Origin of the sequence: Vibrio aphrogenes, assembly GCF_002157735.2 — a bacterium.
Taxonomy (GTDB): domain Bacteria; phylum Pseudomonadota; class Gammaproteobacteria; order Enterobacterales; family Vibrionaceae; genus Vibrio; species Vibrio aphrogenes.
The window spans coordinates 775,163-790,918 of the sequence record NZ_AP018689.1 but is presented as its reverse complement, the minus strand read 5'-3'; the positions used below and the strand labels follow the sequence as shown (position 1 = coordinate 790,918).

14 protein-coding genes are annotated in these 15,756 nt (G+C 42.8%); 7 read left to right on the top strand and 7 right to left on the bottom strand.

The annotated features are described in order from the left end of the window. The first annotated feature begins 93 nt into the window (after positions 1–93). On the top strand, positions 94–1,245 hold the full coding sequence (locus VCA1004_RS03680; RefSeq protein ID WP_086982648.1) for an iron-containing alcohol dehydrogenase: 1,152 nt from the start codon (positions 94–96) through the stop codon (positions 1,243–1,245). 187 nt (positions 1,246–1,432) lie between these two features. On the opposite strand, the gene VCA1004_RS03675 is transcribed toward VCA1004_RS03680, so the two are convergent. Next, positions 1,433–2,593, bottom strand: coding sequence for a DUF2066 domain-containing protein (locus VCA1004_RS03675; RefSeq protein ID WP_086982646.1), 1,161 nt, complete (start codon positions 2,591–2,593; stop codon positions 1,433–1,435). Between the two features lie 270 nt (positions 2,594–2,863). Continuing rightward, positions 2,864–3,490 carry a uracil phosphoribosyltransferase gene (gene upp / locus VCA1004_RS03670; protein WP_086982644.1) on the bottom strand — a complete coding sequence of 209 codons (627 nt, stop codon included), beginning with the start codon at positions 3,488–3,490 and terminating at the stop codon, positions 2,864–2,866. Positions 3,491–3,700: 210 nt separating this feature from the next. Here upp and purM point away from each other — a divergent pair, with 210 nt between their 5' ends. Both purM and purN read left to right on the top strand, forming a co-directional pair. Next, positions 3,701–4,741 carry a phosphoribosylformylglycinamidine cyclo-ligase gene (gene purM, locus VCA1004_RS03665; protein WP_086982642.1) on the top strand — a complete coding sequence of 347 codons (1,041 nt, stop codon included), beginning with the start codon at positions 3,701–3,703 and terminating at the stop codon, positions 4,739–4,741. 177 nt (positions 4,742–4,918) lie between these two features. Beyond that, entirely contained in the window at positions 4,919–5,575 is a 657-nt protein-coding gene (gene purN, locus VCA1004_RS03660; protein WP_086982640.1) for a phosphoribosylglycinamide formyltransferase, read from the top strand. Positions 5,576–5,752: 177 nt separating this feature from the next. Here the strand turns inward: purN and VCA1004_RS03655 are convergent, their stop codons facing one another. Both VCA1004_RS03655 and lpcA read right to left on the bottom strand, forming a co-directional pair. Then, positions 5,753–6,562: a class II glutamine amidotransferase gene (locus VCA1004_RS03655; RefSeq protein ID WP_086982638.1), complete on the bottom strand. Its 810-nt coding sequence runs from the start codon at positions 6,560–6,562 to the stop codon at positions 5,753–5,755. A 70-nt stretch (positions 6,563–6,632) separates the two neighbouring features. Further along, positions 6,633–7,211 (bottom strand): D-sedoheptulose 7-phosphate isomerase, encoded by a 579-nt coding sequence (gene lpcA / locus VCA1004_RS03650; protein WP_086982636.1) that lies wholly within the window; start codon positions 7,209–7,211, stop codon positions 6,633–6,635. A gap of 385 nt (positions 7,212–7,596) precedes the next feature. On the opposite strand from lpcA, the gene fadE reads away from it, so the two are divergent. Then, entirely contained in the window at positions 7,597–10,071 is a 2,475-nt protein-coding gene (gene fadE, locus VCA1004_RS03645; protein WP_086982632.1) for an acyl-CoA dehydrogenase FadE, read from the top strand. A gap of 89 nt (positions 10,072–10,160) precedes the next feature. Here fadE and dnaQ read toward each other — a convergent pair whose 3' ends face one another. After that, positions 10,161–10,907, bottom strand: a complete 747-nt coding sequence (dnaQ, locus tag VCA1004_RS03640) for a DNA polymerase III subunit epsilon (protein WP_086982630.1) — start codon at positions 10,905–10,907, stop codon at positions 10,161–10,163. Positions 10,908–10,975: 68 nt separating this feature from the next. Between dnaQ and rnhA the strand changes: the two genes are divergently transcribed. Further along, positions 10,976–11,437 (top strand): ribonuclease HI, encoded by a 462-nt coding sequence (gene rnhA / locus VCA1004_RS03635; RefSeq protein ID WP_086982629.1) that lies wholly within the window; start codon positions 10,976–10,978, stop codon positions 11,435–11,437. Between the two features lie 39 nt (positions 11,438–11,476). Here rnhA and VCA1004_RS03630 read toward each other — a convergent pair whose 3' ends face one another. Further along, positions 11,477–12,217 (bottom strand): class I SAM-dependent methyltransferase, encoded by a 741-nt coding sequence (locus VCA1004_RS03630; RefSeq protein ID WP_086982628.1) that lies wholly within the window; start codon positions 12,215–12,217, stop codon positions 11,477–11,479. Positions 12,218–12,256: 39 nt separating this feature from the next. On the opposite strand from VCA1004_RS03630, the gene gloB reads away from it, so the two are divergent. After that, positions 12,257–13,039, top strand: a complete 783-nt coding sequence (gene gloB, locus VCA1004_RS03625) for a hydroxyacylglutathione hydrolase (protein ID WP_086982626.1) — start codon at positions 12,257–12,259, stop codon at positions 13,037–13,039. 231 nt (positions 13,040–13,270) lie between these two features. Continuing rightward, entirely contained in the window at positions 13,271–14,824 is a 1,554-nt protein-coding gene (locus tag VCA1004_RS03620; RefSeq protein WP_086982624.1) for a LysM peptidoglycan-binding domain-containing protein, read from the top strand. Between the two features lie 66 nt (positions 14,825–14,890). Here VCA1004_RS03620 and VCA1004_RS03615 read toward each other — a convergent pair whose 3' ends face one another. Then, positions 14,891–15,748: an endonuclease/exonuclease/phosphatase family protein gene (locus VCA1004_RS03615; RefSeq protein ID WP_086982622.1), complete on the bottom strand. Its 858-nt coding sequence runs from the start codon at positions 15,746–15,748 to the stop codon at positions 14,891–14,893. Positions 15,749–15,756: the final 8 nt, after the last annotated feature.

Here is a 15,756-nt window from a genome sequence, read left to right as displayed (position 1 = left end):
ACTGAGTTAATACTCGATTTTAGCCGCAGACGGACCATGACACTGGTCAGCACCAGAGATCTCTAATGCGGTTAATTTTAGCAGGAGCAATACATGAACAACTTTAGTTACCAAAACACCACACAAATTCATTTTGGCCAAGGTCAAATCGCGGCAATCGCCAGCAGTATCCCTAAAGATAAAAAAATCTTAGTCACTTATGGTGGCGGCTCAATTAAAAGTAATGGCGTATACGATCAAGTGGTCGCTGCATTAAAAGAGCATAACTGGGATGAATTTTCTGGTATTGAGCCAAACCCACAATACGATACTTTAATGAAAGCGGTCGACAAAATTCGCGCAGAAGGATTTGACTACTTACTAGCGGTCGGTGGTGGCTCCGTAGTTGATGGAACAAAATTCATCGCCGCTGCTGTCAATTTCTCAGGTGATGAAGCTTGGGATATCTTAGCTAAACGTGCACCTGTAGAATCCGCCCTACCATTAGGCTGTATTCTGACTCTTCCGGCAACGGGTTCGGAAACCAACATTGGTGCAGTAGTGACTCGCGGCAAAAACAAATTGCCTTTCATGAGTCCATTCATCCGTCCACAATTTGCAGTATTAGATCCCCAAACCACATTAAGCCTATCAGAACGCCAAACCTCTAATGGTGTCGTCGATGCTTTCGTGCACGTTATGGAGCAATACCTCACTTATCCGGTCAATGCTAAAATCCAAGACCGTTTTGCGGAAGGTATTCTGTTGACGTTAATCGAAGAAGGTCCAAAGCTTATTGATAACTTGCAAGACCTTGAAGCTCGAACCAACGTAATGTGGGCCGCAACACAAGCGTTAAGTGGTTTGATCGGAGTGGGCGTTCCTCAAGATTGGAGCACACACATGATTGGTCATGAGTTAACCGGTAACTTTGGTGTCGACCATGGCCGCAGCTTGACCATTGTTTTGCCAGCGGTTATGGATGTGTGTCGTGAAGAGAAAAAAGCGAAGTTACTCCAATACGCAGAACGCATCTGGAATATTACGGAAGGGTCAGAAGATGCTCGTATTGATGCCGCAATTGCAAAAACCAAACAATTTTTCTCACAAATGAAAACACCGGTTTCATTGTCTGAAATTGATTTAAACGCTGCCGATATTGATACTGCAATGACTAGCTTAGAGGCCCACGGGATGCTACAGCTAGGTGAACACGCTGCTATCGATTTAGCTCGTTCACGTCAAATTTTAGAAACAGCGCAATAAGCTAAAAGCCCAAAGCCCAAAGCCCAAAGCTAAAAGCTAAAAGCTCAAAGCTCAATAAGAGCAAAAATTAAGATAGAAAAAAGGGACTCTAACTAGGGTCCCTTTTCTTTCGCTTTTTGTTTGGCTCTTTTATTCACAAAATCAATATGCGATCAGCCTAAGTGATTCTGATCGTGATAAGGTTTTATTATGGAGCTAAACCAAACCACAAAGATTTTTCTGTTGACGCTGCTTGTGATTCAGTCTTTTGAGGTGATGAGGCCGTCTCACTTTGAGGCTGTCCTTGCTCAGAATCGGCTGTAGTTTCCGCTTGTGGGGCTAACGCCGGCTGAATCGGCGCAGCAACGGATGATATGCCTTTTTGCTGAGTAACTTGTTGCTTAAACGCTTCTTCGGTGGTGAGTAATTGTACCTCAAAAGTCACGCTATCAGCTTGAATCGAGCGGACTTGAACCGTCGCCACGCTATCCAAACTATTTAAACGTCTTTCCAAATCAAAAAATGCCGACGCTGACTTTATACCCGAAAAATTCGCCAAAAGATCATCATCCACTGTTTTCGATTGAGTATCAGGTTTATTTTTGTTGGCATAATAAGCGCTCACTTTTTGAATGGCTTGTGACAACGCCAACTCACTGCTTGCCGATTCCGTACCATTCAAGGTAGGTTGCGGGTTTTGCTCTATCTGTTGAGGTACGCCATCATACAACTGCCAATTCACTTCCGACGCATCACCATTTTGAGTAAGCTTTAATACTAATACCGCATCCACTGGATAACGCACGCTAGCCTGTTGTAAGGGTTCAGCAAAACTCCCCCATAAATCAGTCGCAGAAATTTTAGTTAAGTCATCCATATCACCCAATGGCAAGGTGATCGGTAACCCGGCTTGTTGCGCAGAAACTTGTAAATCATGAACTGAGTCTAACCCTGATTGTTCCCAACCAATTTCACGATTGACATTGTCATCTTGTACTAACCACACTAATAGATTTTCACGTTCAGCAGGCCAAAAAGACACCTTAGCTTGTTGTAATAAAGCATGGATTTGTTTTGGATTATATTGCATATCCAGACTTTGCTGACCATCTAGCTTACCGTAAGTAAACTTAGCCAGGTAATCCGAACCATCTCGAGCCGCCTTTTGAATGACAGGATTATTAGTAATATTGACATCACCCGATGCTTTAATCAGCACTTGTTCTAACCCTTGGCTCCATGCAATAGAACGAGAATTTTTTTCTTGAGTTAAAGGCACTTCCGCATGATAAATATCCACTTTGGTCTTCGCAAACACCGAAGTAGGTAATAACAGTGAAAGAATAATAGGGGCAACAAAATAACGCATAACCAACCTGATTTGATCTATAAGAGCTAAGTCATTTTCATCTCTATTGTTCAAATAAATTAGAGAGAAAACATTGATAAATTTAAGCGAGCTATCATACCTGATTTCAAGATAGATATCTCAATCTCCACTGTGCTTCCCTTGACTCTCTTTCAGCCTAATCGGAAAAAACAGCGGAACGTTGCCTGTTATAAAATAAAAAAGCGACCCTCTATAGAGTCGCTTTTGTGTAAATAATTCCGTCAAATATCATTGAAAAAGAATCAAAAATTATAGAGTACCGAAGATTTTATCACCGGCATCGCCTAAACCAGGAACGATATAACCTTTGTCATCCAATTTTTCATCGATTGCTGCGGTATAAAGCTCCACATCAGGGTGAGCTTTTTCTAACGCTTCAATCCCTTCTGGCGCCGCAACTAACACCAATACTTTAATCTGTTGACAACCTTGCTCTTTTAAAAGATCGATGGTTGCGATCATTGAGCCACCAGTTGCCAACATTGGATCAACAACTAATGCGATACGCTCATGGATATTAGAGGTTAATTTATTGAAGTACGGAATAGGTTCTAGTGTTTCTTCATCACGATAAACACCTACGACCGAGATGCGCGCACTTGGCATGTGCTCAAGTACTCCATCCATCATACCTAAACCGGCACGTAGAATAGGCACTACAGTAACTTTCTTACCTTTGATTTGATCAATTTCAACTGGACCGTTCCAACCTTCGATGGTCACTTTCTCAGTTTCAAAATCAGAGGTCGCTTCATAAGTAAGAAGGCTCCCAACTTCAGTGGCTAATTCACGGAAACGTTTAGTACTGATATCAGATTCACGCATTAAACCAAGTTTATGTTTAACCAATGGGTGCTTAACTTCTACGACTTTCATGTCCTACTCCATGCTTAGATTTTTGACAAACTGGACAAGTATACTCTAAAAAATGGCGAAATGGTTGATAGATATCATTTAAAATAACCACATTAGAGAGAAAAATAGCGACAAATAAAAAATGACGCAAACGTTTTCCTTTTTGTTTCATCCCCTGTTAGAATAGCGCCGTTTTTCACATCCAATCAAAATCAAAGCGAGGATATCCCCGTGAGTGGTAACAATTCTTCTCTAAGCTATAAAGACGCTGGTGTTGATATTGATGCAGGTAATGCATTAGTTGATAAAATTAAGGGTGTGGTAAAGCGCACTCGTCGTCCAGAAGTGATGGGTGGCATCGGTGGTTTTGGTGCATTATGCGAACTTCCCACTAAATACAAGCAACCTCTTTTGGTCTCAGGCACCGACGGTGTGGGAACCAAGTTACGCCTTGCTCTAGATATGAAAAAACATGACACCATTGGTATCGACTTAGTCGCTATGTGTGTCAATGACCTTATCGTTCAAGGTGCCGAACCTCTCTTCTTTTTAGATTATTATGCAACGGGTAAGCTCGATGTAGAAACTGCGGCTAGCGTGGTTGCCGGTATTGGTGAAGGCTGCATCCAAGCAGGTTGCGCACTTATCGGTGGTGAAACGGCTGAAATGCCAGGTATGTACGAAGGCGAAGATTACGATGTGGCCGGTTTTTGTGTTGGTGTCGTTGAAAAAGCCGATGTCATCGATGGTTCTAAAGTCGCAGCTGGCGATGCTTTAATTGCCGTAGCTTCCAGTGGCCCTCACTCCAACGGTTATTCTTTAATTCGTAAAATTTTAGAAGTTTCTCAAGCGGACTTAAACGAAGATTTACAAGGTCGTACTATTGGTCAACACTTAATTGAACCGACCAAAATCTACATCAAATCAGCTTTAAAAATGATTGAGACTCATGACATTCATGCGATCTCTCACATCACTGGTGGTGGTTTCTGGGAAAATATCCCTCGCGTATTACCGGAAAATACCAAAGCCGTTATCGATGGTAACAGCTGGGAATGGCCGGCAATCTTCACCTGGCTACAGCAAAAAGGTAATGTGGAAACTTACGAAATGTATCGTACCTTTAACTGTGGTGTCGGTTTAATTGTGGCATTACCACAAGACCAAGCACAAGCCGCCGTGGAATTATTAAACGCGGAAGGTGAGCATGCTTGGGTAATTGGTCAAGTTGCTCATGCGGCAACAGGCGAAGCTCAAGTAGAAATTAACTAATACCGAGAGCCGAGAGCCGAGAGCCGAGAGCCGAGAGCCGAGAGCCGAGAGCCGAGAGCATTTTGGCTTAAGGCTCATTTTATTATCAAGATTTTTCTTATTTCGGCTTCCCTCACCTTAATTTTGTTATCTCAAGTAAACCTCAATCAGCAAAAAATAACCGAGTTTAGGAAAAACATGAAAAAGATAGTGGTATTGGTTTCAGGGAATGGTAGCAATCTACAAGCCATCATTGATGCTTGTGAATCAGGACAAATTAAAGCCAATATTGCTGCTGTATTTTCTAATCAAGAAAGTGCTTATGGGTTAGAAAGAGCTCGTCAGCATGGTATTGCGGCTCACGCTATCTCAGCACAAGACTTTCTTACACCACAAAACCAACCAGACCGCCAAGCCTTTGATAGCCAATTGATGAAGCAAATTGATGATTATCAACCTGACTTGGTGATTCTAGCTGGCTATATGCGCATTCTCAGTGCGAATTTTGTTGAGCATTACTTAGGTAAAATGCTCAATATCCACCCTTCGCTTCTGCCTAAATATTCCGGCCTTCATACCCACCAGCGTGCTATTGAAGCCGGTGATAAAGAACATGGTACTAGCGTACACTTTGTGACCGAAGAACTCGATGGTGGCCCAGTGATCTTGCAAGCTAAAGTTCCCGTTTTTGAAGATGATGATGCCGAAGCCTTAGCTGAGCGCGTCTTAGTACAAGAACATCAGATCTACCCACTAGTTACCCAATGGTTTGTAGATGATCGCTTAGTCATGAAAGGCAATCATGCTTATCTCGATGGACAGCAACTTGGTTTGCATGGATACGCAGAAGATTAGAGCAGTTGCGGGTTGCGGGTTGCGGGTTGCGGGTTGCGGGTTGCGGGTTGCGGGGAAGATTGTGCTTAGCTCTTACTTAATATCAAGCACAATCTCACCATTTTATTATCTGACCTACTGCTCTCTTACCTACTATGACAAAGCTAGCTCGCGCCTAAACCGAGTGCCTAAATATCTCTAAGCAAACGATTTGTCGAGCAGCTCTAAACTGTTATCCAAAATCAGTTCACCAAATTGGAACACACCGAATTCACCCGGCTTCATCTTATGCCAGCGTTCATTATCAGTTAATGGTTGAGTTGCAATAACCGACACCACATCGTTTGGCGTGGTTTCCTGCTGAAAATCAATGGTCACATCCTCATCGATTAGGGTCGCCTGACCAAAAGGAGCACGGCGCGTAATCCAATGAAGATTATTGGTGCAATACATCATCACGTATTCACCATCACTCAAGAGCATATTGAATACACCTAAGCTTTTAAGATGATCGCAGCACTGTGCTACAAACTGAAAAACTTCAGCCATTTGACGAGCATGAGGTGGTTCTGGATAACGTTGTTCTAATTGTTTTAAAATCCAACAAAAAGATAATTCACTATCCGTTTCGCCAACTGGGCGGTGACGTCCGGTATCTAAATCTTGATAACCCGTCAACTGACCATTATGAGCAAATGTCCAGTTTTTGCCCCAAAGTTCTCGGGTAAACGGGTGGGTATTTTCTAAATTCACCTCCCCCCGATTCGCTTGACGAATATGACTGATTACTGCACAACTTTTAATCGGATAATTTTGTACTAACTCAGCAATTTTAGAATGGCAGCTTGGGTTCGGATCTTTAAAATTTCGACACCCTTTTCCTTCATAGAAAGTAATTCCCCAGCCATCGCGATGCGGGCCAGTTTTACCACCACGTTGAATTAATCCGGTAAAACTAAAGCAAATATCCGTTGGGACATTGGCGCTCATACCGAGCAGTTCACACATTCATTTTTCCTTAAATCGTATTTCAATGACACTCACCCATTCTCAGAGCCATGAGTGAGTGTCATGGCGGTTATTTTTCCATTTCTTTTTCGATCAACTGAATCACAATGTGAATGATCTTAATATGTACTTCTTGAATACGATCAGCGTAACCAAAATGAGGAACGCGGATTTCAACATCAGCAATACCTGCCATTTTACCGCCATCTTTACCGGTCAGAGCAATTGTCTTCATGCCCTTTTCTTTCGCCGCTTCCATCGCTTTTAAAATGTTACCTGAGTTACCAGAAGTAGATAAGCCAAACAGTACATCGCCTTGTTGACCAACTGCTTCAAGGTAGCGAGAGAACACATATTCATAGCCAAAATCATTACTCACGCATGATAGATGGCTGGGATCTGAAATCGCAATTCCAGGATAACCCGGACGATTTTCACGGTAGCGCCCGGTTAATTCTTCAGCAAAGTGCATTGCATCACAATGTGAACCACCATTACCACAAGACAGAACTTTGCCACCTTGTTTAAACGCATCAGCAATCAGCTTAGCGGCAGCTTCAATATCTTGGATATTTTTATCATCACTTAAAAACGCATTCAGCACAGTAGCCGCTTCGGTTAATTCACTTCGGATCAAATCTTGATACATGGGAGTTTCCCTTATTTGGATTATTATCAACCTCGAGTTTACCCATAAAGAACAACCTCTGTCACCCGTTGCTCGCAAATTTTATGGTTCATTTCTGCTTGCCTTTGCTTGTTATCACGACAAAAAGCTAAACATAGGTTTAAAACATTTATTTCATGCTTTGGATCACTTTTTGACCATGCCAACCTTTTACAATTAAGCAACAAGAGGACTACAATGAATTTACTGGTATGACCAGATATTGTTAGTGTCGGGTAATTGCTATTAACGTCAATTATTAACTGCAATCCAATAATAAAGAACAATAAACCCCGTAACGACCTAAAAGACATCATAACGTAACGTTCAACAAACGCTCTCATTCATCATAATAAGGAAGACAACGATGACCACCCTATTCACATTGATCCTCGCCTTTATTGCGTTAGGATTTTGTTTATATCACCGTAAATCTCAAATTATCACCTTAGCCTCAATGGCGGTAATCTTAGTGATTTCAACGTTAATGGGTGGCTTTTCTGCCTTTCTGCTCGGGCTCTTTATTCTGGGCTCGGCGCTTATCGCCATCCCATCTATCCGCTGTGCTTTGTTCTCCAAACCCATCTTAACGGTATTTCGCCGCATCTTACCGGCAATGTCACAAACAGAAAAAGAAGCCATTGATGCTGGTACCGTATGGTGGGAAGCCGAATTGTTCAAAGGCAAACCTGACTGGAAAAAACTCTCAGCTATTCCAGCCCCTCAACTGTCAGCTGAAGAGCAAGCTTTTATCGATGGCCCAGTCAATGAAGTCTGCCGTATGGCGAACGATTTTCAGATCACTCACGAGTTAGCTGATCTACCTCCCGAAATTTGGCAATACCTTAAAGAGCATAAATTCTTCGCCATGATCATTAAGAAAAAGTATGGCGGCTTAGAATTTTCTGCTTATGCCCAATCAGTGGTATTACAAAAATTAACAGGCGTATCTGGTGTGTTATCATCAACAGTTGGCGTACCAAACTCATTAGGCCCTGGTGAATTGCTACAGCACTACGGTACTCAAGAACAACAAGACTACTATTTACCTCGCCTGGCTGAAGGCAAAGAAATCCCATGTTTTGCCTTAACTAGCCCAGAAGCAGGCTCTGATGCGGGCGCTATCCCAGATTATGGCATTGTGTGCAAAGGCGAATGGCAAGGAAAAGAAGTGCTTGGGATGCGCCTAACATGGAATAAACGCTATATTACGCTAGCACCTGTTGCAACCGTACTTGGTTTAGCTTTTAAACTGCGCGATCCTGATGGTCTACTCGGTGATCAACAAGACATCGGCATTACTTGTGCCTTAATTCCAACGGATACCCAAGGGGTAAAAATTGGCCGCCGCCACTTCCCATTAAATATCCCTTTCCAAAATGGCCCGACCCAAGGTAACGATATTTTTGTGCCATTAGATTACATCATCGGTGGCCCTGAAATGGCAGGACAAGGTTGGCGCATGCTAGTGGAATGTTTGTCGGTAGGTCGCGGTATTACGCTGCCGTCGAATTCAACCGGAGGAACCAAAACCGCCGCCTTAGCCACCGGAGCTTATGCTCGTATTCGTCGTCAATTTAAGCAACCTATCGGTCATATGGAAGGTATCGAAGAACCTTTAGCACGCCTAGCTGGTAATGCTTATGTGATGGATGCGGCAAGCCAATTGACCGTCACTGGTATCGATCTGGGAGAAAAGCCTTCCGTTATTTCAGCTATTGTTAAATACCATTGTACCCACCGAGGCCAGCGCGCCTTAATTGATGCGATGGACATTGCCGGTGGTAAAGGCGTTTGTATGGGCCCTGCTAACTTCTTAGCTCGTGGTTATCAAAGTGCTCCGATTGCCATTACAGTTGAAGGGGCCAATATTCTAACCCGTTCTATGATCATTTATGGGCAAGGTGCTATCCGTTGCCATCCTTATGTTTTAGAAGAAATGGAGGCGGCTCATTCAAGCGAGAAAAATGCCCTATCACGCTTTGATCGTGCGGTGTTTGGTCATATTGGTTTTAGCATGAGTAATGCAATACGTAGCTTTTGGTTAGGGTTGACCGATGGTCGAGGTTCAGATTATGCGGTGCCAACTGATGCGAACTTTAATGGCATTATTCATGATCAAATTAAAGGCTATTATCAAAAACTCAATCGTTACAGTGCGAACATCGCCTTCATGTCCGATATTTCAATGGCTGTTTTAGGCGGCTCATTGAAGCGCAAAGAGCGTCTTTCTGCTCGTCTTGGCGATGTATTAAGCCAATTATATTTAAGCTCAGCCACCTTGAAACGATTTGAACTTGAAGGTTATCAAGAAGCCGATTTACCTTTGGTACACTGGGGCGTACAAGATTCTTTGTATCAAGCCGAACAAGCCATAGAGGATTTTTTACGTAATTTCCCATCTCGCGGAGCGGCAACCTTGATGCGAATGATCATCTTACCATTGGGTAAAGTGCGTCAAGCGCCTAGTGATAAATTAGACCACCAAGTAGCGCAGCTTTTACAAACACCATCACAAACCCGTTCTCGCATTGGGCGCAATCAATATCTTGAACCAAGCGAACATAATCCTGCGGGTAAAATTGAACGCGCTTTAGAGGTGATCTTACAAGCCGAGCCGATCTTCGAACACATTTGCAAAGAGCTGGGTAAGCGTCGTGCTTTTGTTCAATTGGATAAATTGGCAGACATCGGTTTAGACAACGCCTGGATTGATGAAAACCAAGCTCAAATATTACGTGATGCAGAAAGCTATCGTTTAGAAACCATCAATGTTGATGATTTTGATCCAAGCGAGCTTATGATAAAGAAGCCCCAGCCACTTAATAGCAAAGTCGCTTAATAGAAAAGTCGCTTAATCTGAAACCGTAAACTCACTATCACACCTCAATACGTCAATATCCGTATTGAGGTGTGTTTTCCTGCGCTGAATTACTGTTCAGGCTCGCAACGCCATAAACAAGTGCCTTTTTTAGCAAAGACATCCAAACGTTCTTCGTGTTGCTGTAATTCTTCTTCTGTGGCTTTCAGTACCTTCAACGCCTTACGGCCAGTAACGCGCTTAATGGTTTCTCCAACCCCACCATCTTTGGCTTGGCCAGCATTAAATTGCATCGCCGTCTGACCACCGGTCATTAACAGATAAACATCCGCTAAGATCTCGGCATCGAGCAAAGCGCCGTGCAAGGTACGATGTGAGTTATCAATACCATAACGGTCACACAACACATCTAAGTTGTTGCGTTTGCCCGGGAAGATTTTCTTCGCCATGGCTAAGGTATCGGTAATTTTACACACTTGAGAGGTTTTGACTGGCTGACCTGCGAGTTCAAACTCATAATCCATAAAGCTCACATCAAAGGGTGCGTTATGTGCAACCAGTTCAGCGCCTTTAATGAATTCGAGAAACTCTTGATGGACTTGTTGATAATCGGGTTTATCAATCAAAAATTCATCGGTGATACCATGAACCGCGATCGCTTCAGGATCGATATCTCTATCGGGTTTGATATACACATGAAAGTGCTTCCCCGTCAGCTTACGATTAACAATTTCAACCGCACCGATTTCAATAATTCGATGCCCCATATACACAGGGCCACCTTCTCTATTCATACCCGTGGTTTCGGTATCAAGAACGATGATGCGATCGTAAGACACATTTGTGCTGGTATTCATAATAAACTCTTGTCAGACTAGTCACATTATTGACTGGTTATTCCAATATGGACTCATAGTATCAAATCATGACGAAACACGTAGAAATTTTCACAGATGGTTCTTGTTTAGGTAATCCCGGCCCTGGTGGCTATGGCATCGTTTTACGCTATAAAGGGAAAGAAAAATATTTATCCGAAGGCTTTACTTTAACCACGAATAATCGCATGGAAATGATGGCTGCCGTAGTGGCATTGCGAGCCTTAACTGAACCTTGCCAGGTTACCTTAACCACAGACAGCCAATACGTACGCCAAGGTATAACTCAATGGATTCATGGTTGGAAGAAGAAAAACTGGCAAACAGCGGCCAAAAAACCAGTAAAAAATGTTGATTTATGGAAGGCGCTCGATCAAGAAACCGCACGTCATCAAGTCGATTGGCATTGGGTTAAAGGCCATGCTGGGCACAGAGAAAATGAAATCTGCGACGACTTAGCACGTACCGCCGCAGAAGCGCCCACTCAAGAAGACCAAGGCTTTGAAGGGTAAGACTATTATCTTTTAGAGCTCATCCCCTTTTAGAATTGATTACCTTTTAGAACTGATTCCGTTATTAAATCCAACACTGGCTGGTGATAAGCCTCGGCGTTTCACTTTCCAGTGGGGTTTGATGGGTTTTAAAGGGTACATCCTTTTCTTAGCCACAATGAAATACGTGGTACCAAAAGTAGAGCCAAAACCACCTAAACTGTGCTCTAGCCAAGTGGTGACGGCTTTCCCTCTACGTAGCGGAAATAACGCATAGGTATCACAATACAAGACTTCATAATTTAATAAGCCCAGCCAATCTTTAATTCGATAAGGGGTGAACATCCGCCCACTCCAAGGTAAATTATTTTTACGCCATGGCAATAAACTAGCCATCCCCGTTAAGCTTAATGGGTTAAAGCCTGTGAGGATTAAATAACCATCATCAATAATTATTCTATCAATCTCTCGCAACAATCGATGGGGATCGCTACAATAGTCTAGCTGGTGGCAAACCAACGCCGCGTCGATACTTTTTTCAACAAAAGGCAAATCATAGGCATCAGCAATCACAGAATGAAGCGGATTTTCAATATCAACGTTCACTTGGTGTTTTATATTGCAATTATGCGTGGCAAATTCACAACTCAATCCGCCGAGCTTGAGCATGTGATAACCAAATAATTTGGGGCACCACTCATCTAAGCGAGTTTGAATGGATTCAAATACCCATTCTCCATTTTTTAGCTGCTGCCAAGAATGGGGTTGAACTAATGACTTTTGAATGCGTGCTGGCTTCATTGATTCGATATCTCTTCGCAGTCAGGATTGGAGATCCACATGTTAACTGATAATCAGACTTCAGGCTTAACCGTCGAAAGCATACCTGCATTTAATGATAATTACATCTGGCTAATTCAAAAGAATAGTGCCTCTTGTGCCTTGGTTGATCCGGGAGAAGCCGCTCCAGTCTTAGCAAAGTTACAACAAGACAATCTTGAGTTAGAACTCATTCTTATCACTCACCATCATCAAGATCATGTTGGTGGGGTTGCTGAATTATTACGTCACTACCCGAAAGCCAAAGTCATTGGGCCAAGCCAAGACCCTGTATTGATGTTAACTCAATCAGTACAAGGTGGCGATAGAATCGACATCTTTGGTGAAACCTTTCTCGTCATGGATGTACCAGGCCATACGCTCGGCCATATTGCTTATGTGGGAGATGGCAAACTCTTTTGTGGCGATGTCTTATTCTCAGCTGGCTGTGGCCGCGTGTTTGAAGGCACGTACGAGCAAATGTTCCATTCGTTACAAAAATTGGCGTCTTTACCTCAAGAAACCCAAGTCTTTTGTGCCCATGAATACACCTCATCCAACCTTGCCTTTGCACTTGCTGTCGAGCCCGATAATGCACAACTTCATGAATATCGAGATGAAGTGAACCGCTTACGTGCACAAGAAAAACCAACGATTCCCACAACGATTCAACAAGAAAAATGGATCAACCCGTTTCTTCGTTGCCAAGAACCGAACGTCATGAAAGCCGTCTCAGCACGCACAGATGAATTAACTGAGTTATCGGTTTTTGCAGCCTTACGTGAATGGAAAAATGAGTTTTAACTCAAAATATTCCATGTGAATGGTCATTTTATCTAAAAAGATGTGGGTTGTTACAATTTTTTTCATTTTATGAATTGGCGGTAAATTAATCATATTACTTGCAAAATTAATCAAACCGTCATTTAGCCTTACATTTTTAATGGGAATATGGGCGGTTTTAGACTATTTCTTACTTGCCTCTTATTCATAAACAAAAGTATTATTTGCAGCCGTTTTATAGAGGCTGCTTTAATGAATTCGAAATACATTTGGACTTTGACCTTGCTATTGGCAGGCTGTCAGAGCGTACCGACAACCACCGTTCCACAGACCGATGAGCCGGCAAAAGTCACCCCAACTGTATCTGTTGAATCGCCAAAGCCAAGCAAACCCGTTGCACCTGTCACCTTGACACCTCAACAACAACAAGATCTGTGGAAGCGTATCTCAATGCAATTTAAGCTACCAATTCCTGACGATCCCTCTATCGATTATTACCGAAATTGGTATTTAAAAAATCCTACTCATTTAAAAACAGTCTCTGAACGTGCTGCCCCGTTTTTATACCTGATCACCACACGAATTGAAGAGCGTCACTTACCACTCGAGTTGGCGTTAATGCCAGTAGTAGAAAGTGCGTTTGACCCATTTGCCTACTCCTATGGCAGCGCCGCAGGGTTATGGCAATTTGTGCCTATGACTGCCGACCGCTTTGGACTAGAACGTAATTATTGGTATGACGGTCGCCGTGATGTCAGTGCATCCACTAATGCAGCATTGGATTACATGACCTATTTAGGCGATCGTTTTGATGGCGATTGGGAAAATGCGATTGCCGCTTATAATAGTGGTGGTGGCCGTGTCTCTAGCGCGATTCGCCAAAACCGCAAAGCCGGCAAGCCAACTGACTTCTTCTCGCTAAACTTACCAAAAGAAACGCGAGGTTATGTACCTAAATTATTGGCTTTGGCTGATATCTTAGCTAACCAAAAAGAATATGGTGTCGATATTCCTGCGATTGCAAACCAGCCAGTATTAGCTGAAGTGAACCCTAAAGAGCAATTGGATCTGGCTATCGCAGCGCAATATGCTGGTATTTCAGTGAAAGAATTACAAAGTTACAACCCAGGTTACAACCAATGGGCGACCTCTCCTACTGGCCCTTATAGCTTTTTGGTGCCTATTGATAAAGCCGAGCAATTTACTCAACAAGCCGCTAAAAACAAAGGCAAAGGGATTAAATTCATTCGTTATAAAGTGCAATCTGGCGACAGCTTAAGTGTGATAGCCAACAAAAACCAAACCACCAGCAAAGCGATTCAAACGGCGAATAGTTTATCGGGTAGTCAGATTCGTGCTGGACAATATTTGTTGATTCCACGTTCTACTCAGAATAATAACCGCTATACGTTAAGTGCCGAAAACCGCTTAGCCAAAATTCAGTCGACGTCTCGTGGACAATTAAAAACCGAATATACAGTAAAAAGTGGTGACAGTTTCTGGGCGATTGCAAAACACAATAACATCTCGGTCCAAGCTCTTGCAAAATGGAATGGCATGGCGCCCAATGATTCATTGCGTATTGGTCAAAAATTAGTGCTTTGGAAAGAAAATAAAACGGGTGCGGTGATTCGTACCGTGGTTTATAACGTGAAAACTGGTGATACGGTAGGCAGCATTGCCCAAAGATTCAAAGTTCAAACTCATCAAGTGTTGGCTTGGAATAATTTAAACAGCAAAGACTATTTGCAACCGGGCCAAAAACTTAAACTGTATGTTGATGTCACCAAAGTGGGTAATGCTTAACCGCTAACTGTCCTGCGTCATATCCCATCTAATATTGATAGAGCCTCGTGTTATCGCGAGGCTTTTTTAATGAGGTGATTCCAGCTGAAAGCTTATTAGCATCGGGTTGTGATCCGACGCTTCAGTTGATGGCGCTTGCGCTTGGATCAATTGTAATCCTCGATAAAAAACATGATCAAAAGGCAAACCATTTAGGAAGGTTTTTCGATGATCAGGGGTAAATTTCACCTCTTGCAAACCCAAGCTTTGAGCTATCTGATAGAGCTTGTCTAAACGTGCTTGGCTCCAAGTATTAAAGTCTCCCGCTAACAATAATGGCCCTTGATGAGATTGAACCGCTTTCTTTAATTGACCAATTTGCTGCTGAAAATCAATCGTTCCAACGGTAAAATTAATTGCGTGGATATTTAATACCACTAAATCTTGCCCATTGGACAAAGAGTATCGAGCATAAAGCGCCGATTTAGGAAGCTGGAGCCACGGCTCAACTTGAGTATAAGCACAAGCTTGCTTTGGTAGCTGAGAGGCCAAGTTTAATACCCCTGCACTCACACCAAAAGCTTTAAAGGCATTCACATAGCTGGCTCCCCAGTCTTGTGTTGCAACCCAGTCAGTTAACGCCTCAGTTAAGCTGGCTTCTTGTAATAAAATCAATTGACGATGTTGACTAAATGTCGCTAATGCTTGCTCCCAACCCTCATCATTCTGTTTATGAATATTCCAAACAAGCAGGTTAAGGTTGCCCGCCTCATCAATAGGTAAGCGGTTAGTCCGATCTTGATGACAATACCAATCTGAATGAGATTGATGCTGCTCGATTGAGATGATTTGTGGTTTATTAGGAATCGTAAAAATTGAGTAAAAACCGATAAAGCAAGCCGCAACCACCGTCATCACAAACATGACCCAACGCTTCATTTTCATTGCATACC